The sequence below is a fragment of the Brevundimonas sp. genome (assembly GCF_036405315.1).
Taxonomy (GTDB): Bacteria; Pseudomonadota; Alphaproteobacteria; order Caulobacterales; family Caulobacteraceae; genus Brevundimonas.
Window position 1 is genome coordinate 1 of the sequence record NZ_DASWXW010000182.1, and the last position, 16661, is coordinate 16661.

The window sequence follows — 16661 nt, forward strand, 5'->3', positions numbered from 1 at the left end:
GAAGGCCGGGTCGGCGCGGCGCGCTCGGCCTTGGCCGGGGCCTTGGCGGGCGACGGGGTCGGCGCGGGGGCCGGCGTCGGCGCCGGAGCGGGCGATCCTCCGCCCCCTTCGTCGGGCGAAGGCGTCGGCGAGGGCGGCGACGGTTCGACCAGCATGACCTCGATCGGCTCGGCCTCGGGCGGATAGACCGGCGTCTTGGCCGGGGCCAGCAGGATGGCCGCCAGCACCGCTAGGTGAGCGCCGACGCTGGCGACCACGGTCAGCGCCCGCCGCCGCGCCTTCTGCGCCCCGCCGCTCAAGCGGCGAGGTCCTTCAGGGCTGCCCCAGACAAGATGAGATCGGAAACCATGAGCATCCCGGCGCGAGGCCTCAGGATAAAGAAGCCGCCGCCTCGAAACCACCGCCTCGCGTCAGCATCATGGCGCCGCGCCTTGAATACGCCCCAGCGATTAAAACCATCGATTTCTCAGATTTTTATACGGTTAAGCTGAAACCATGTCCATTGTTGCGCGTCTTTGGAGCGCCGTTCCCTGCATCTGCGGGTGCAGCGTCGCGCAATCCCCGGAGTAGCGCCCCGGCACGAAGGAGACTCAACTTGATCAAACTGACATCTAAGGCGGTCGCGGCCAGTGCAGTGGTGGCGCTGGTAGGACTGACCGCAAGCGGGTGTGCGAGCCATCGTTTCGTGCGTGACAATGTTGCGGTGGTCGACAACCGCGTGACCCAGGTCGACTCCCATCTGACCCAGGTCGAAGGCACCGCCGGCGAAGCCTTGGCTCGGGCCAACGCCGCGCACAAACTGGCTGAAGGCAAGTTCCTCTTTGAAGTGGTGCTGTCGGACGACTCGGTGAAGTTCCCGGTCAACCGCGACGCCCTTTCGCCCGAGGCCGAGCAGCGCCTGGCCGAACTGGTCCAGCGCCTCAAGAGCGAAAACCGCAACGTCTATCTGGAAATCCAGGGCCACACCGATGCGGCCGGCGACGTGCGTCACAACGAGCAGCTGGGTCAGGCGCGCGCCGAGGCCGTGCGTCGTTACCTCAGCGATCAGGGCATCGCCCTGAACCGCATGGCCACCATCTCCTATGGCGAGACCAAGCCGGTCGCGCCGAACAACACCCGCGAAGGCCGGGCGCAGAATCGCCGCGTGGCGATCGTCGTCCTCAGCTGATCAGCGGCGGCGGTTCGCGCGAGCGAGCCGCCGCCTGTTCTTTTCAGGTCAGGCGGGCGACGCCCGATCCAGGATCGCCCGCGCATCGACGGCGGCGTCGAAGGCGCCGTAGGCCGCGCCGCGCGGCTCCAGGCGCAAACGACAGAAGGCCTCCGCGAGAGGGCTGTCGCCTGACAGCAGGACGGCGGCCTGCGCCGCCAGCGCCAACCGCTCGATCGACAGGCGGGCCGCCGCCTCCGACGACGGGGCGAAGTCCAGCCCGCCCAGCCAGCGGTCATAGACGCCGTCCCGCCCGCGCGCCGCGTCGAGAAAGCCGCGCAGGGCCTCGACCGCCTCCGGCTCGCGCCCGACCGCGCGCAGCACGTCCAGGGCGATGACATTGCCCGAGCCCTCCCAGATGGCGTTCAGCGGCGACTGGCGGAACAGCCGCGGCATAGGGCCGGTCTCGACGTAGCCCGCCCCGCCCAGGCTCTCCATCGTCTCATAGATCATCCCCGGCGCCCGCTTGCAGACCTGGTATTTGGCGATCGGCGTCAGCAGCCGTCCCACCGGGTCGTCGCGATCGAAGGTCCCGGCCAGATGCATCGACAGGGCCGTCGCCGCCTCGCTCTCGAGCGCCAGATCGGTCAGGACCGCCGCCATCATCGGCTGGTCGATCAGCCGCTTCTGGAAGGCGGTGCGGTGAGCGGCGTGCCAGATCGCCTGGGCCAGGGCCCCGCGCATCTGCTGGGCCGAGCCGATCACGCAGTCCAGCCGCGTGTGCTGGACCATGCGGATGATGGTCGCCACGCCCCGCCCCTCCTCGCCAATCCTCTGGGCCAGGGCGCCGTGGTATTCGACCTCGGACGAGGCGTTGGAACGGTCGCCCATCTTGTCCTTCAGCCGCATGACCCGGAAGCCTGCGTTGCGCGTCCCGTCGGGCAGCCAGCGCGGCAGCAGGAAACAGGTCAGGCCGCCCGGCGCCTGGGCCAGGGTCAGGAAGGCGTCAGACATGGGGGCCGAGCAGAACCACTTGTGCCCCGTCAGGCGATACCAGCTGCCCTCGCCCGTCGGCTCGGCGCGGGTGGCGTTAGCGCGCACGTCGGATCCGCCCTGTTTCTCGGTCATGGCCATGCCGAGGGTGACGCCCGCCTTGTCGGCGGCGGGGCGGACGGCGGGATCGTAACGGCCCGCCCTGACCTTCTCGATCCAGAAGGCGCCAACGTCCGGCTCGACCGTCAGGGCCGGAACCGAGGCGTAGGTCATGGTCATGGGACAGCTGGTCCCCGAATCCGCCTGCCCGGTCAGGAACAGGATCGCCGCGTGCAGGACGTGGCCGTTGGGCGTCCCGCCCCAGGCGGCGGAGGCCAGCCCCGCCTCCAGCCCGACTTGCATCAGTTGATGGTAGGCCGGATGAAACGTCACCTCGTCTATGCGGCGGCCGTAGCGGTCATGGGTGTCCAGGACCGGCGGCACGCGATTGGCCTGCACGCCCCAGTCGATGACCTCGGCCGAACCGCAGCGCGCGCCCAGGGCCGACAGCCGCGCCTCATGCTGCGAGCCGCCCGCGCGGCGCACGGCGTCGAGCAAGGCTCGGTCGCCGGTGAACAGGTTGACGTCCTCCAGCGACGGCGGCTGGTTGGTCACCTCATGGGTGTCCAGATCGGCGACGGGACGGAAGGACGACATGGGCGGGCTCCGTTCTCAGAGAACCGACACCTAAACACAGTCCAGCGAGGAGCGCCTCATCGCCTTGCACCGTCATCCCGGAAGCCCGCAGGGCTATCCGGGACCGCCAGAAGCACCACGGTCTGCGCCTTGGGCGGTCCCGGCTCTGCGCCTCTCTGCGAGAGGCTCCGGCCGGGATGACGGAGCTTTAGGGGTCCGCCCGCTTCGGCCCCGCCCCGACGTGCTCGATGCCCAGCCGGGCGGCGATCTCCATCTGCTTCTGCCGCTCGGCATAGCCTTCGCGCTGTTCGTCCGTGCGCGTGTCGTGACAGCGGTCGCAGCAGACGCCTTCGACATAGAGGGGCGACAGGCGGGCCTCGGGGCTGACCGGCATGCGGCAGCCGCGGCACAGGCTGTGGTCGCCCTGTTTCAGGCCGTGACCGACCGCCACGCGCTCGTCGAAGACGAAGCAGTCGCCGCGCCACAGGCTCTCGGGCTCGGGGATGGTTTCCAGGTATTTCAGGATGCCGCCTTCCAGGTGGAAAACCTGTTCGACGCCCTCGGCCTTGAGGAAGGCGGTGGCCTTTTCGCAGCGGATGCCGCCGGTGCAATACATGGCGACCTTGGGCGGGTTGGGCCGATCCAGCAGGGCCCGGCCCTCGGTCCGGAACCAGTCGGGAAACTCGCGGAACGTCCGCGTATTGGGCTGGATGGCGCCCTCGAACACTCCGACCTCGACCTCGTAGTCGTTGCGGGTGTCGATGACGATGGTGTCGGGATCGGCGATCAGGGCGTTCCAGTCCTGGGGCGAGACATAGGCGCCGACGCCCTCGACCGGATCGATGTCGGTCACGCCCATGGTGACGATCTCGGCCTTCAGCCGCACCTTCATGCGGTGAAACGGCATGGCCTCGGCGGTCGAGTATTTCAGCTCCAGCCGCTCGAAGCCCGGCAGGGCGCGCACCCCGTCCACCACGCGGACGACGGCGGCCTCGGGTCCGGCGATGGTGCCGTTCAGCCCCTCGTGCGCCACCAGAAGCGTGCCGCGCACCTCGTCGCCGCACAGGTCCAGCAGACGCGCCCGCACGGCCTCGCGATCCCTGATCGGCGCAAAGCGATAGAGGGCGGCGACGCAGACGGGCGAAGCAGGTTCAGACATCAGGGAAGCGGTCCCGGCGGAAGTCGACGAAAGGAAGCGGCCTCTATAGGGGCTGCGGTCCGGCGCGTCATCGCCGCCGTTTTCGGCGAAGTCATGATGAAGCGGGCGAAAGTCGTCGCCTCGCCTTGCCAAGCCGACGCCAAAGGGGTGCAGTAGGGCATCAACCCGCAGTCACCGATCGGGCGCCGCCATCCTGATGTTCCGTTCCAGCCGGTCCGCTTCATGACCGCCCCCGAGACCGCGCCGCGCGCGCACTCCGGCGCTCTGGCCCCGCTGAACCATCCGGTCTTCCGCGCCGTCTGGATCACCAGCCTGGTGACTAATTTCGGGGGCCTGATCCAGTCGGTCGGCGCCGCCTGGATGATGTCCTCCATCGCCTCGGCCCAGATGGTGGCCCTGGTCCAGGCCTCCGTCACCCTGCCCATCATGCTGCTGTCGCTGGCGGCGGGAGCCCTGGCCGACACGGTGGACCGGCGCAGGATCATGCTGGCGGCCCAGAGCTTCATGCTGCTGGTTTCCGCCGGTCTGGCGGCCATGACCTATGTGGGCTGGATCACGCCCTGGGTGCTGCTGACCTTCACCTTCCTGCTCGGCTGCGGCACGGCCTTCAACGGCCCGGCCTGGCAGGCCTCGGTCGGCGACATGGTCCCGCGCGAGGATCTGGCCGGGGCCGTGACCCTGAACTCCATGGGCTTCAACCTGGCTCGCAGCGTCGGCCCGGCCATCGGCGGTCTGATCGTGGCGGCGGCGGGGGCGGCGGCGGCCTTTGCGGTCAACGCCGTCAGCTATCTGGGCCTGCTGGTCGTCCTGTTCCGCTGGAAGCCCGAGCGGCCCAAGCCGACCCTGCCGCGCGAGGGTCTGCTGGCGGCCATGGCGGGGGGCCTGCGCTACGCCTTCCTGTCGCCGCGGGTGACGGCGGTGCTGCTGCGCGCCGTGGTCTTCGGCGTCGGGGCCAGCGCGGTTCAGGCCCTGATGCCCCTGGTGGCGCGCGAGGGCGGCGGCGGGCCTCTGGCCTTCGGCCTGCTGCTCGGCGCCTTCGGCGTCGGGGCGGTGGGCGGCGCCCTGTTCGTCGGTCGGCTGAGGGCCAGGTACGAGACCGAGACCGTGGTGCGCGCCGCCACCCTGGCCTTCGCCGTCGCCGCCGTCGTCGTCGGCTACAGTCCCTGGCTGACCCTGACCCTGCCGGCCCTGATGATCGCGGGGGCGGGCTGGGTGCTGACCCTGTCCAGCTTCAACGTCACGGTGCAGATGTCGGTGCCGCGCTGGGTCGTGGCGCGCGCCCTGGCCCTCTATCAGATGGCGGCCTTCGGCGGCATGGCGGGCGGCAGCTGGCTGTGGGGGTCGCTGGCCCAGACGCAGGGCCTGGACACGGCGCTCGGCCTGTCGGCGGGGGTGCTGGTCCTGTGCGTCCTGATCGGCCTCAGGGTGCCCCTGCCCTCGACCGCCAACCTGAACATGGACCTGCTGCGGCGCTGGACCGAGCCGCAGACCCGGTTGCCGATCGAACCGCGCAGCGGCCCCGTGATCGTCTCCATCGCCTATCGCATCCGCGAGGAGGACATCGACGCCTTTCTGGCCGTGATGGACGAGCGCCGCCGCGTCCGCCGCCGCGACGGCGCGCGCCAATGGCGCCTGATGCGCGACCTGGCCGAGCCGGACGTCTGGGTCGAGAAATACCAGACCCCGACCTGGCTGGATTACGTCCGCCACAACCAGCGCATCACCCAGGCCGACGCCGACATCTCGCAGCGGATCTACGCCCTGCATCAGGGCCCGGACAAACCCGTGGTTCACCGCCTGATCGAGCGCACCACCGCCCCCCTGGCCGCCAACCTGCACGGCGAGCGCCACTACGGCGAACCCCTGACCGATCCGACGCGTTCGTCCTGAGCATGACCTCGTCGCCCATCCCCTCGCCTGGTTCTGAACCGCATCGGCAGTGGTGGCGCGGGGCGGTGATCTATCAGGTCTATCCGCGCAGTTTCGCCGACACGACTGGCGACGGGATCGGCGACCTGCAGGGGATCACGGCCCATCTGGATCACTTGGCCTCGCTGGGCGTGGACGCGGTGTGGATCTCGCCCTTCTATCCCTCGCCGATGAGGGACTTCGGCTACGACGTCGCGGACTACTGCGACGTCGATCCGGTGTTCGGGACCCTGGCCGATTTCGACGCCCTGCTGGCCAAGGCGCATGGGCTGGGGCTGAAGGTCATCCTCGATCAGGTCTGGTCGCACACCTCGGACCAGCATCCGTGGTTCCAGGCCAGCCGTCAGGACCGGAGCAACGCCTTCGCCGACTGGTATGTCTGGGCCGACGCCGAGGCGGACGGATCGCCGCCCAACAACTGGCAGTCCGTCTTCGGCGGGCCGGGCTGGACCTGGGACGCGCGGCGCGGCCAGTATTACCAGCACAACTTCCTGCCCCAGCAGCCGCAGTTGAACGGCCGCCATTCGGCGGTGCAGGAGGCCCTGCTGGCGGTCGGCCGGTTCTGGCTGGATCGCGGGGTCGACGGCTTTCGTCTGGATGCGATCAACTTCATGATCGGCGACCCGGGTTTGCGGGACAATCCTGCGTTGCCGCCGGGCGGCAAGCGCACCCGGCCCTTCGACTTTCAGGACAAGATCCACAACCAGTCGTCGCCCGACATCCCGCCCTTCCTGGAGCGCCTGCGGGCGCTGATCGACCGTTACGACAACCGCTTCACCGTGGCCGAGGTCGGGGGCGACCACGCCGCGCGCGAGATGAAGGCCTTCACCGCCGAAGGCCGCCTGAACAGCGCCTATGGCTTCCTCTACCTCTACGCCGAGCGGCTGACGGCGGATCTGGTCAAGGCGGGCGCCGAGATGTGGCCCGGCCATGCCGGCGAGGGCTGGCCGTCCTGGACCTTCTCCAACCACGACGCGCCGCGCGCCGTGTCGCGTTGGGCCGAGGGCCGCGACGAGCGGGCGCTCGCCGAGATGCTGATGCTGCTGCTGGTTTGTCTGCGCGGCAATGTCTTCGTTTATTACGGCGAGGAGCTGGGCCTGCCCCAGGGCGAGGTGCCGTTCGAGCGGCTGGTCGATCCCGAAGCCGTCGCCAACTGGCCGCAGACCCTGGGCCGCGACGGCGCCCGCACGCCGATGCCGTGGAGCGCGGACGCTCCCTTCGCCGGGTTTTCGACGGTCGAGCCCTGGCTGCCGATCGACGCCCGCCACCCGGCGCTGGCCGTCGACGTCCAGAACCCCGACCCGACCTCGATGCTGAACGCCACGCGCCGCCTCCTGGCCCTGCGCCGCGCCCATCCGGCGCTGCGGGCCGGGACGATGAGGGTGCTGACAACCGAGCCGGTGCTGAGCTTCATCCGTGAGGGCGACGGCGAGACCCTGCTGGCGGCGTTCAATCTCGGTCATGAGACGCAGGCCTGGGCGCCGCCCGAGGGCTATACCGTTATCGACGCCGTCTATAGCGGCGAGGCGGGAGCTCTGCCGCCGCTGGGCGGAGTCCTGCTGCGCAAACAGGCCCTCTGAGGGAGGATTTTCCCTTCCTGACTGGCCCGATCCGCGCCCAACCGTTTCAACCCCACGCCATGTTGCAGCGCACACGCCCCGCCAACGCTCGACAAACGCAAAAACTGGTCTAGGGAAGCGGCGCGGGGAACTTCGCGTAGGGTCAAGACCATGAAGATCGCAGTCCTGGGCGCCGGCGTCATCGGGGTGACGACGGCTCACTATCTGGCCAAGGCCGGCCACGAGGTCACGGTGATCGACCGCCAGAGCGGCCCGGCGCTGGAGACCAGCTTCGCCAACGCCGGCGAGATCTCGCCCGGCTATTCCTCGCCCTGGGCCGCGCCCGGCATCCCGGCCAAGGCGGTGAAGTGGCTGTTCATGCGCCACGCCCCGCTGATCTTGCAGCCTCAGGTCAATGTCGCGACCGTGCGCTGGCTGCTGGCCCTGCTGCGCAACTGCACCTCGGCCCGCTATGCGCTGAACAAGGCGCGGATGGTGCGTCTGGCCGATTACAGCCAGGAGGTGCAGACCGCGTTGAACGCAGAGCTGCGCCTGCAATACGACCACCGCACCCAGGGCACGCTGCAGCTGTTCCGCACCCAGAAACAGCTGGACGGCATCTACAAGGACACCGAGGTCCTGCGCCAAGGCGGCGTGCCGTTCGAGGTGCTGGATCAGGACGGCTGCATCCGCGCCGAGCCGGGCCTGAAGGCCACGCGCGACCTGTTCGTCGGCGGCCTGCGCCTGCCGAACGACGAGACCGGCGACTGCTTCAAGTTCACCAATGCGCTCGGCGACGTGGCCGCGGGCCAGGGCGTGACCTTCCTCTACGACACCGCCATCAAGGCCATGACGACCGACAAGGGCCGCATCTCGGGCGTCCAGACGGACAAGGGCGTGATCACCGCCGACGCCTATGTCCTGGCCCTGGGGTCCTATTCGCCGCAGATGGTCAAGCCGCTGGGCCTGACCCTGCCGGTCTATCCCGTGAAGGGCTATTCGATCACAGCCCCGATCGTGAACGAGCCCGCCGCCCCCGTCTCGACCATCATGGACGAGAGCTACAAGGTGGCCATCACCCGCCTGGGCGACCGCATCCGCGTCGGCGGCATGGCCGAGATCTCGGGTTACAACAACGTCCTGCCGGAACAGCGTCGCAACACGCTGGAGCATTCAGTGGGGTCGCTCTTCCCCGGCGCGGGCGATCTGAAGGCGGCGAGCTACTGGTCCGGCCTGCGCCCGATGACGCCGGACGGCACGCCGGTGATCGGCAAGACCAGGTTCGACAACCTGTTCCTGAACACCGGACACGGGACGCTGGGCTGGACCATGGCCTGCGGCTCGGCCCGCGTCATCGCTGACATCGTCAGCGGCCAGACCCCGGACATCGAGACGGCCGACCTGGGCATCGCGCGATACGGGTGAATTCTTCCTTCTCCCCTTGAGGGAGAAGGACCTAGCCGTCCTGCCTTGTCTTCGCCGCCACCGAGCGCAGGCCCAGCAGCAGGGCGTCGGTCGTGGCGTCGGCCTTGCAGCCCGCCGTCAGGATCAGCCGCATGGCCTGGACGTGGACGCCGACCGTCGGCCAGTTCCAGGCGCCGCTCGTCTGCATCCGGTCGGCCACGTCGCACAGGCTGTAACCCGCGTCATAAAGGGGGCCGGTGTCGAAGAATCCCGCCGTATTCAGCAGCGACGAGGCCAGCGTGTAGATCTGCGGCTCGGTCCCGGGCGCGGCGGCGGCGGCGGCCAGCTCCAGCTCGGTGATGGTCCCGGCGATGGTCGTCATGACGTCGTCGCGGTGGCGCTCCAGCCGCTCGTTGGCGCGTCGCTCGACGTCGGCGATGGTGCGGCCGCCCGGCTGGGCCATCTGGCGCGCCAGGCTGGTCTTGATCTTCAGGGTGCGGGCTTCGGTCACTTTTTCTACGCTCACAGGGCCACCCGTTGGGGCTTCATCAGCATGTCGATGTCGGACTGGTCCATATTGGCCTCGACGGCGGCGCCGACGTGAGCGGACAGGTCGTCCTGGCGGCGTCCGGCCACGCCCAGAGGCGGACCGAAGTTGCGCACGCGCCGGTCGGGACCGACATAGGTCGCGCATTCCACGAACTCGCGCTCGTCCCCGGCCAGCCACAGGATGCGCTTCAGCAGCACGGCCGGCGTCAGGGGCTTGGTGACGACGAAGCTGACGCCGCAGTCGCGTCCCTCGCGCACCTTGGACTGTGAGGCGTGGCCGGTCAGCAGGATGATCGGAATGAAGCGCAGCGGCGCGGGCGTTTCGCGGCGCAGCCAGCGAGCGAAGGCGTAGCTGTCCATCGCGGAGTCGGCGCAGTCGATGACGATCAGGTCGACGGCGCGCTGCTGGATCACCCGTACGGCCTCCGTCGCCGAGGCGCACTTGATCTGCTCCTTGACGCCGAAGCCGTGGAAGACCGAACTGAGCATGTCCAGCGCCTGCGGCGTGTCGTCGATCAGCAGGACCGTCGACTGCTCCAGATTGACGCGGTCGGTGGCGCTCATCGGATCAGTCGAACAGCAACAGGTCGCCGGCGGGCGCGGGCCTGATCGGCTCGGCGGCGCGCACGGGGGCGCCGCGCAGCGAGGTCTCGCGCAGACGCTCGGCCATCTCGGCCAGCGGCAGGGCGGCCAGGGCCGTGTCCATCGGCTGATCGGCGGCGAGGGCCTCGGCCAGCCCCGACAGGGCGTCGACGCGCTGGCTCAGCACGTCGAAGGCCTGGGTCCGCGTCAGAAAGGACAGGCGCTGCTCGGGCGGCGCCAGCTTCAGCAGTTCGGACACCAGCCCGCCCGCCTCGTCCACGCCGGCGCGGATGTCGGCCAGTTCGGCCGCGACCGCCGCCAGCAGCCCCTTGGTGTCATAGTCGCTCATCAGAACAGCTCCAGCGCGCCGGCGTCGACGGGCGGCGCAGGCGGCGGCGTCGGTCGCGGGGCGACCGCGTCCGTGACTCCGCGTTGCAGCGCCCGACCCGTCACCGGCCAGTAATGCAGTCGACGCCCCCCGGCGCCCCTGAGGCTGGAGCCGACGACGGGAATCCCCTCGTCGGCCAGAAAACGCTCGGCGAAATCCGCGTTGGAGGCGCCGACGTCCTTCAGCGAATCGAACATCCGCCCGCCGCCGAACAGCTTGGCTTCCAGCCGGTCGCGACGACCGCCCGCCTTCAGCACGTCGTTGATCAGCAGCTCCATGGCATAGGCGCCGTAGCGGCGCCCGGCGTCGGTCCCCGCCCCTGCCCCTTCGGGCAGAAGAAAGTGGTTCATGCCGCCGACCCCGGCCACGGGATCGCGCAGGCACATGGCGACGCAGCTGCCGAGCACGGTCGAAAGCACGACATCACGATCGGACGTCACCTGGTGCTCGCCCTGACCGACGTGAATGCGTCGCTCTGCTGTTTGCTGGTCGCCGGCGCGGATCATGTCAGGGGGCCGAACACGCCTTCCAGCTTCTCTTTCAGCTGGGCGGTGGTGAAGGGTTTGACCAGATAGTTGTTCACGCCGAACTGCACGGCGCGCTGCACCAGTTCGCGGTCGGCGCGCCCAGTCAGCATGATGAAGGCGGTCTTGGAGGTCGGCGGGTGGGCGCGGATGGCGCGCAGCAGGCCCAGACCGTCCAGGTTCGGCATGTTGAAGTCGGAAATGACCAGATGCACCGGCTTGGTGATGATCGAGCGCAGCGCCAGTTCGCCGTCGGCGGCTTCGGAGATCTCGCGCACGCCGATCTGCTGCAGGCTGTTGCGGACCAGGGAGCGCATGGTCAGTTGGTCGTCGACGACCAGGACATTGAGGGCGGAGGCGGCAGGCATGGGGGCAGTCCTTACGCAACAGGCTTGGAGGCGGCCGCACCGGCGGCGCACAGTTCGAGAATGGCGGGGGCGAGACGGGGCAGGGACAGCTGGCGCTCCACGGCGCCCAGCTCGAAGGCGGCGCGCGGCATGCCGTAGACGACGCAGGACTGCTCGTCCTGACCCAGGGTCCGGGCGCCGGCCTGACGCATGGCCAGCAAGCCCTTGGCCCCGTCCTTGCCCATCCCCGTCAGGATCACCCCCGTCATGGGGCGGCCCAGGCGGGCGACCGAGTGGAACAGCACGTCCACCGACGGGCGGTGGCCGTTGACCGGATCCGCGGCGACCAGACGGCAGCGCCCGCCCGACACCTCCAGATGGGTCTCGCCGCCGGGGGCGATGTAGACGTGACCCGGCGCCAAGGGCGCGCCGTCGACGGCCTCTGTGACGGCGGCGCCGGACGCCTTGTCCAGACGGGCGGCGAAGCTTCGGGTGAAGGTGGCGGGCATGTGCTGCGTCACCACCGTCGCCGGGCAGTTGACCGGAAAGGCCGACAGGATGTTCAGCAGGGCCTCGACCCCGCCGGTCGAGGCGCCGATGGCCAGGACGTGGTTGGGGTCGGCGCGATAGGCGCCGTCCACGGCGCGCGCCTCGCGCGTTTCCAGCGGACGGACGCGCGAACGGGCGGCGATCTTCACCTTGTCGGCCAGGTCGGCGAAGGCTTCCTGGGCGGGAACGCCGGGCGCGGGCTTGGCCACGGCGTCCACGGCCCCGACCTCCAGCGCCGCCAGGGTCACGTCGGTCCCGGCCTGGGTCAGGGTCGAGACCATGACCACCGGCATGGGCCGCAGGCGCATGATCTTCTCGAGGAACTCCAGCCCGTTCATGTTGGGCATCTCGACGTCCAGGGTGATGACGTCGGGGTTCAGTTCCTTGATCGCCGCGCGGGCCTCCAGCGGATCGGCGGCCGTGCCGACGACCGATATCTCGGGATCGCGGCGCAGGACGGCGCTGATCAGGCTGCGCATGGTGGCGCTGTCATCGACGACCAGGACGCGCACGGGAATCTGGCTCACGCCCGACCTCCCAGCTTGTAGGCGGTCAGGCCGCAGGTCTGCAGCTGGGCCGTGGCCGGGCCGCTGACGCGCTCGGAATGACCGATATAGAGGGTGGCGCCAGGGGTCATCATCGGGGTGAAGCGGCTCCAGACCATCTCCTGGGTCGCGTCGTCGAAATAGATGACCACGTTGCGGCAGAAGATGACGTCGAACTTGCCGCGCATGGGCCAGTCGCCGATCAGGTTCAGTTCGCGGAACGACACCAGACGGCGCAGGGTCGCATCGGCGCTGAACAGACCGGGACGGCCCGCCAGCGGCTCGAAATGCTTGCGACCGGACGCCGGGACCGGCGACAGCAGCTCCTCGGAATAGATCCCCGCCGCGCCCTCGGCCACCATGTTGGGGTCGATGTCGGTGGCCAGGATGCGCACGTCCAGATCCGCCGCTTCCGGCAGGACGTCCAGCACGGTCAGGGCCATGGAATAGGGCTCCTGTCCATTCGAACAGGCCGCCGACCACAGCCGCACCCGACCGCCGGCCCGCGCCCGCGCCGCGAGTTCCGGCATGACGTGATCGCGCAGGTGATCGAAGTGGTGCGGCTCGCGATAGAAGCGGGTGACGTTGGTGGTCAGGGCCGCGGTCATGGCCTGGCGCTCGTCGACGCCCTCCACGCCCTCGATCAGGGCGCAGTAGTCGCGGAAGCTGCGCAGACCCAGCAGGCGCAGCCGCTTGGCCAGGCGCGAATAGACCAGGGCGGCCTTGCCTTCGCTCAGGGCGATGCCGGCGTGGGCGTGCAGGGTCTGGGCGATGTGGCGGAAATCCTCGGCGGTGAAGACGAACTCGCCTTCGACCAGGGACGTGCGCCCGGCGGCGGTGGTCATGCGGCTTCGGCTTCGCTTTCGGCCGGCAGGACGTGCTCCAGGTCGATCAGGCTGATCATGCGCCCGCCCTCGACGGCGAAGATGCCCTTCACGAAGGTCTTCACGTGGTCGCTGGCGACGTCGGGCGTCGGCTGGATGGTCGAGTCCGTCAGCTGCACGATGTCCGACACCGCATCGACCAGCAGGCCGACCAGACGGTTGCCGACATGGGCCACCATGATGACGTGACGCGCGGTCGGCTCGGCCGTGGCCAGGCCGAAGCGGGCGCCCAGGTCGATGATCGGCAGGACGATGCCGCGCAGGTTGATCACGCCCTTCATGTAGGACGGCGAGCGCGGCAGGGGCGTCGCCGGGGTCCAGCCGCGGATCTCGCGGACATTCATGATGTCGACGCAGAATTCCTGCTCGCCGATGCGGAAGGCGATCAGTTCACGGTCGGCGCCGGTGACGTTGGAGGTGACTTCGGTCATGGGTCTCAGCTCGCCATCTTCAGTTCAGGACGATTGGATTTGCGGCGCCCGGCGATGACCAGGGCGTCGATGTCGAGGATCAGGGCGACGCTGCCGTCGCCCAGAATGGTGGCGGCGGAAACGCCGTCGACGTGGCGGTAGTTGGTTTCCAGGCTCTTGATCACCACCTGGCGCTGGCCGTTGATGGCGTCGACCAGCAGGGCGGCGCGCGAGCCGGCCTCGGTCTCGACGATCATGACCACGCCGCCCATCAGGGGCGTGGCGTCGTCGCGGAAGCCCATGACGCGGGCCACGTCCACCATGGGCACGAACTCTTCGCGGAAGCGGATCACGGCGTCATGGCCGCCGACGTGGTGGATGTCCTCGACGTTCGGGGTCAGGCTCTCGACGATGGCCGACAGGGGGGCCACCAGGGTCTGTTCGGCGGCGGACACCACCATGCCGTCCAGCACCGCCAGGGTCAGCGGCAGGCTGAGGGTGAAGGTCGAGCCCTTGCCCGGAACCGAGCTGATCGAGATGCGGCCGCCGAGGGCCTGGATCGAACGCTTGACCACGTCCATGCCGACGCCGCGGCCCGAGACGTCCGTGATGGTCTCGGCGGTCGAGAACCCGGGCAAGAAGATCAGATTATCGACCTCGTCGTCGGTCAGGACGGCGTCCTCGGCGATCAGGCCACGATCGACGGCGATGCCGCGCACGCGGGGGCGGTTGATGCCTTTGCCGTCGTCCGCGATCTCGATGACGATGCGGCCCGAGCGGTGCAGGGCGGCCAGACGGACCGTGCCCTCGGCGGGCTTGCCGGCGGCCTCGCGCTCCTCGGCGCTTTCCAGCCCGTGGTCGATGGCGTTGCGCAGCATGTGGGTGATGGGCTCCGCCAGACGTTCGACCACGGTCTTGTCGACCTCGGTGTCCTCGCCCGACGTGACCAGACGCACGCGCTTGCCGGTCATTTCGGCGACTTCGCGGACCAGACGCGGCATGCGCTGGAACACCGACTTCACCGGCTGGGCGCGGATGGCCATGACGCTGTCCTGGATGTCGCGCGTCAGCAGCTCCAGGTCTTCCAGACCCAGGGCGATGTCGGACGAACGGGCCAGGCCGCTCTCCATCACGCGCTGGGCGAGCATGGCCTGCTGGATGACCAGTTCGCCGACCACGTTGATCAGGCGATCGACCCGGTCGAGGTCGACGCGGATCGTCACCGGGGCGACGGCGGCGGGGGCCGAGGACGCAGCGACGGAGGCCGGAGCGGCGGGCGCGATCGGCTTGGGCGCGGCGGCGATGGGCGCAGGCGCCGGGGCCGGAACCGGGGCTGCGGCGACGACCGGCGCGAGAACCTCAGCCGGAACGGCGGGCTCGACCGGCGCGGCGGCCTTGGCCAGCAGGGCGGCGATGTCGATCTCGGGCTCGGCGGGGGGCGCGTCCAGAACCGGCAGCGGCGGCAGCGAGGCCTCGACCGGGGACTGGGCGCCGCCCAGGGCGGTGATGCTCAGGTCGCAGTCCATCTCGACGAAGTCGAAGACGTCGCGCACGGCCGCCTCGGCCACGTCGCCGGTCAGGACGATGGTCCAGATCAGGTGGGCGTCCTCGGCGTCCAGCGCCTCCAGCGACGGCAGGCCGCTGGCGTCCAGCTCGACCGAGGTCTGGCCCAGCCGCGTCAGTTCGCGCAGCAGCAGGCTGACGTCGTTGGCGCTGGCGTAGAGGCGAGGGTGCGGGCGGAAGACGATGCGCCAGCCGGCGGCGCTCGGCGCGGCCAGGTCCGGCAGATCAAGCGAAGGCAGGTCGAGCGACGGCAGCTCGGTCGGGGCGCCGAAGTCGGCCAGGTCGAGCGTCAGGGGCGTGAAGCCGAAGTCGTCTTCGTCCTCGACAGCGGCGGCCGCCGCCGGGGCGACCGAGGCGGCGACGCCGTGGGTCAGGATTTCCAGTTCGGCGACCAGACCGGCCGAGCGCGCGGCGTCCACCGGTGCGCCGGTTCCCTGCGCCGCAGCGATGTGGTCGGCCAGGACGTCGGAAGCGCGCAGCAGGGTCTTGACCGTGACGTCGTCGCACTCCTTACGGCCCGAGCGCAGCTCGTCCATCAGGGTCTCGAAGACGTGGGCGAAGCGCACCAGGTCTTCCAGGCCGAAGGCCCCTGCCCCGCCCTTGACCGAGTGAACGGCGCGGAAGACGGCGTTGATCGTCTCGATGTCGCCTTCGCCAGTCTCCAGCGCCAGCAGATTGGCTTCCAGATCGCCCAGCAGTTCGTTGCACTCCTGGAAGAAGGTGACCTTGATGGCCTCGAACGGATCGTCGCTCATCTTGTAATCCTCAGTCCTCTCAGGCCGCGACGCGACGGACGGCGTCGATCAGCTTGGCCGGGTCGAAGGGTTTGACGATCCAGCCGGTGGCCCCGGCCTCGCGGGCACGCTGCTTCTTGGCGGCGTCGCTTTCGGTGGTCAGGACCAGAACCGGGGTGGCCTTGTGGTTGGGGTCGGCGCGCATGCCCTCGATGAAGCCGAAGCCGTCCATGCGGGGCATGTTGATGTCGGTGATGACGATGTCAGGGTTTTCGGCCCGCAGCACCTCCAGACCGTGGATCCCGTCCTCGGCCTGAACCACGCGATAGCCGGCGTCTTTCAGCGCCAGCATCAGCATGTCCCGCATGGTGCGGGAATCATCGACGGTCAGAATGGTCTTGGTCACGCGAGTTGTCCTTGCGGAGCGAGGTCCGCGGCGGAGGCCCCGAAGGCGCTCCATTGCGAGGCCAGGGCCTCGGAAACATTGATGAAGGTCAAGGCCTGACCGTCGGCGCGCCAGGTGGCCAGCGCCGACAGCAGGACCTGAAGGCAGAGGCCGCCCAGACGCTCGACGGCCGAACCGTCCAGGGTGGTCTCCTGGCCGCGAACGGCCAGGAGTTGCGCCTTCAGGGGCTCGGCTGCGCGCAGGTCAAGCACCGCCGGTAGCGAAAGGGCCGCCGACATCAGAACTCTTCCCATCCGTCTTCAACCGGCTGCGCC

General features: G+C 69.4%; 17 protein-coding genes and 1 pseudogene. 4 read left to right on the top strand and 14 right to left on the bottom strand.

The genetic code is table 11. The features are described 5' to 3' along the window. Positions 1-299: pseudogene (locus VGE49_RS11405) on the bottom strand (hypothetical protein); the annotation flags it as partial. A 296-nt stretch (positions 300-595) separates the two neighbouring features. On the opposite strand from VGE49_RS11405, the gene VGE49_RS11410 reads away from it, so the two are divergent. Continuing rightward, the gene (locus VGE49_RS11410) at positions 596-1168 is read left to right on the top strand and encodes an OmpA family protein (protein WP_414643645.1); all 573 of its coding nucleotides are present in this window, start codon (positions 596-598) and stop codon (positions 1166-1168) included. A gap of 48 nt (positions 1169-1216) precedes the next feature. Here VGE49_RS11410 and VGE49_RS11415 read toward each other — a convergent pair whose 3' ends face one another. Beyond that, entirely contained in the window at positions 1217-2836 is a 1620-nt protein-coding gene (locus tag VGE49_RS11415) for an acyl-CoA dehydrogenase family protein (RefSeq protein ID WP_331034673.1), read from the bottom strand. Positions 2837-3023: 187 nt separating this feature from the next. After that, positions 3024-3974 carry an oxygen-dependent tRNA uridine(34) hydroxylase TrhO gene (gene trhO, locus VGE49_RS11420; RefSeq protein WP_331034674.1) on the bottom strand — a complete coding sequence of 317 codons (951 nt, stop codon included), beginning with the start codon at positions 3972-3974 and terminating at the stop codon, positions 3024-3026. A gap of 222 nt (positions 3975-4196) precedes the next feature. Here trhO and VGE49_RS11425 point away from each other — a divergent pair, with 222 nt between their 5' ends. From VGE49_RS11425 to VGE49_RS11435, 3 genes are read left to right on the top strand one after another with little or no spacing between them, the layout of a single operon-like run. Further along, positions 4197-5864 (top strand): MFS transporter, encoded by a 1668-nt coding sequence (locus VGE49_RS11425; protein ID WP_331034675.1) that lies wholly within the window; start codon positions 4197-4199, stop codon positions 5862-5864. A gap of 2 nt (positions 5865-5866) precedes the next feature. Further along, complete coding sequence (locus tag VGE49_RS11430; protein ID WP_331034676.1) at positions 5867-7483, top strand: alpha-amylase family glycosyl hydrolase; 1617 nt, start codon at positions 5867-5869, stop codon at positions 7481-7483. A gap of 21 nt (positions 7484-7504) precedes the next feature. Next, positions 7505-8887, top strand: a complete 1383-nt coding sequence (locus VGE49_RS11435; protein ID WP_331034686.1) for a D-amino acid dehydrogenase — start codon at positions 7505-7507, stop codon at positions 8885-8887. Positions 8888-8918: 31 nt separating this feature from the next. Here VGE49_RS11435 and VGE49_RS11440 read toward each other — a convergent pair whose 3' ends face one another. From VGE49_RS11440 to VGE49_RS11490, 11 genes are read right to left on the bottom strand one after another with little or no spacing between them, the layout of a single operon-like run. Next, positions 8919-9392, bottom strand: coding sequence for a chemotaxis protein CheE (locus VGE49_RS11440; protein WP_331034677.1), 474 nt, complete (start codon positions 9390-9392; stop codon positions 8919-8921). Then, positions 9389-9979 (bottom strand): response regulator, encoded by a 591-nt coding sequence (locus VGE49_RS11445; RefSeq protein WP_331034678.1) that lies wholly within the window; start codon positions 9977-9979, stop codon positions 9389-9391. The genes VGE49_RS11440 and VGE49_RS11445 overlap by 4 nt, the downstream gene beginning before the upstream one ends. A gap of 4 nt (positions 9980-9983) precedes the next feature. Continuing rightward, positions 9984-10346, bottom strand: a complete 363-nt coding sequence (locus tag VGE49_RS11450) for a hypothetical protein (protein WP_331034679.1) — start codon at positions 10344-10346, stop codon at positions 9984-9986. Beyond that, positions 10346-10891: a chemotaxis protein CheD gene (locus tag VGE49_RS11455; RefSeq protein ID WP_331034680.1), complete on the bottom strand. Its 546-nt coding sequence runs from the start codon at positions 10889-10891 to the stop codon at positions 10346-10348. The genes VGE49_RS11450 and VGE49_RS11455 overlap by 1 nt, the downstream gene beginning before the upstream one ends. After that, positions 10888-11277 (bottom strand): response regulator, encoded by a 390-nt coding sequence (locus VGE49_RS11460; RefSeq protein WP_331034681.1) that lies wholly within the window; start codon positions 11275-11277, stop codon positions 10888-10890. The genes VGE49_RS11455 and VGE49_RS11460 overlap by 4 nt, the downstream gene beginning before the upstream one ends. An 11-nt stretch (positions 11278-11288) precedes the next feature. After that, positions 11289-12323, bottom strand: a complete 1035-nt coding sequence (locus tag VGE49_RS11465) for a protein-glutamate methylesterase/protein-glutamine glutaminase (protein WP_331034687.1) — start codon at positions 12321-12323, stop codon at positions 11289-11291. A gap of 5 nt (positions 12324-12328) precedes the next feature. Then, a complete protein-coding gene (locus VGE49_RS11470; protein ID WP_331034682.1) occupies positions 12329-13195 on the bottom strand; it encodes a CheR family methyltransferase in 867 nt (288 codons plus the stop codon). Then, positions 13192-13665: a chemotaxis protein CheW gene (locus VGE49_RS11475; protein WP_331033500.1), complete on the bottom strand. Its 474-nt coding sequence runs from the start codon at positions 13663-13665 to the stop codon at positions 13192-13194. The genes VGE49_RS11470 and VGE49_RS11475 overlap by 4 nt, the downstream gene beginning before the upstream one ends. A gap of 5 nt (positions 13666-13670) precedes the next feature. Beyond that, positions 13671-15962 carry a chemotaxis protein CheA gene (locus tag VGE49_RS11480; protein WP_331034683.1) on the bottom strand — a complete coding sequence of 764 codons (2292 nt, stop codon included), beginning with the start codon at positions 15960-15962 and terminating at the stop codon, positions 13671-13673. A 19-nt stretch (positions 15963-15981) separates the two neighbouring features. Beyond that, positions 15982-16347 (bottom strand): response regulator, encoded by a 366-nt coding sequence (locus tag VGE49_RS11485; protein ID WP_292084257.1) that lies wholly within the window; start codon positions 16345-16347, stop codon positions 15982-15984. Beyond that, positions 16344-16625, bottom strand: a complete 282-nt coding sequence (locus tag VGE49_RS11490; RefSeq protein ID WP_331034684.1) for an STAS domain-containing protein — start codon at positions 16623-16625, stop codon at positions 16344-16346. The genes VGE49_RS11485 and VGE49_RS11490 overlap by 4 nt, the downstream gene beginning before the upstream one ends. Positions 16626-16661: the final 36 nt, after the last annotated feature.

Coding starts and splice junctions, on each gene's coding strand:
- VGE49_RS11415 (WP_331034673.1), bottom strand. CDS start 2,836: ATGTCGTCCTTCCGTCCCGTCGCCGATCTGGACACCCATGAGGTGACC.
- trhO (WP_331034674.1), bottom strand. CDS start 3,974: ATGTCTGAACCTGCTTCGCCCGTCTGCGTCGCCGCCCTCTATCGCTTT.
- VGE49_RS11425 (WP_331034675.1), top strand. CDS start 4,197: ATGACCGCCCCCGAGACCGCGCCGCGCGCGCACTCCGGCGCTCTGGCC.
- VGE49_RS11430 (WP_331034676.1), top strand. CDS start 5,867: ATGACCTCGTCGCCCATCCCCTCGCCTGGTTCTGAACCGCATCGGCAG.
- VGE49_RS11445 (WP_331034678.1), bottom strand. CDS start 9,979: ATGAGCGCCACCGACCGCGTCAATCTGGAGCAGTCGACGGTCCTGCTG.
- VGE49_RS11450 (WP_331034679.1), bottom strand. CDS start 10,346: ATGAGCGACTATGACACCAAGGGGCTGCTGGCGGCGGTCGCGGCCGAA.
- VGE49_RS11455 (WP_331034680.1), bottom strand. CDS start 10,891: ATGATCCGCGCCGGCGACCAGCAAACAGCAGAGCGACGCATTCACGTC.
- VGE49_RS11460 (WP_331034681.1), bottom strand. CDS start 11,277: ATGCCTGCCGCCTCCGCCCTCAATGTCCTGGTCGTCGACGACCAACTG.
- VGE49_RS11470 (WP_331034682.1), bottom strand. CDS start 13,195: ATGACCACCGCCGCCGGGCGCACGTCCCTGGTCGAAGGCGAGTTCGTC.
- VGE49_RS11475 (WP_331033500.1), bottom strand. CDS start 13,665: ATGACCGAAGTCACCTCCAACGTCACCGGCGCCGACCGTGAACTGATC.
- VGE49_RS11480 (WP_331034683.1), bottom strand. CDS start 15,962: ATGAGCGACGATCCGTTCGAGGCCATCAAGGTCACCTTCTTCCAGGAG.
- VGE49_RS11490 (WP_331034684.1), bottom strand. CDS start 16,625: ATGTCGGCGGCCCTTTCGCTACCGGCGGTGCTTGACCTGCGCGCAGCC.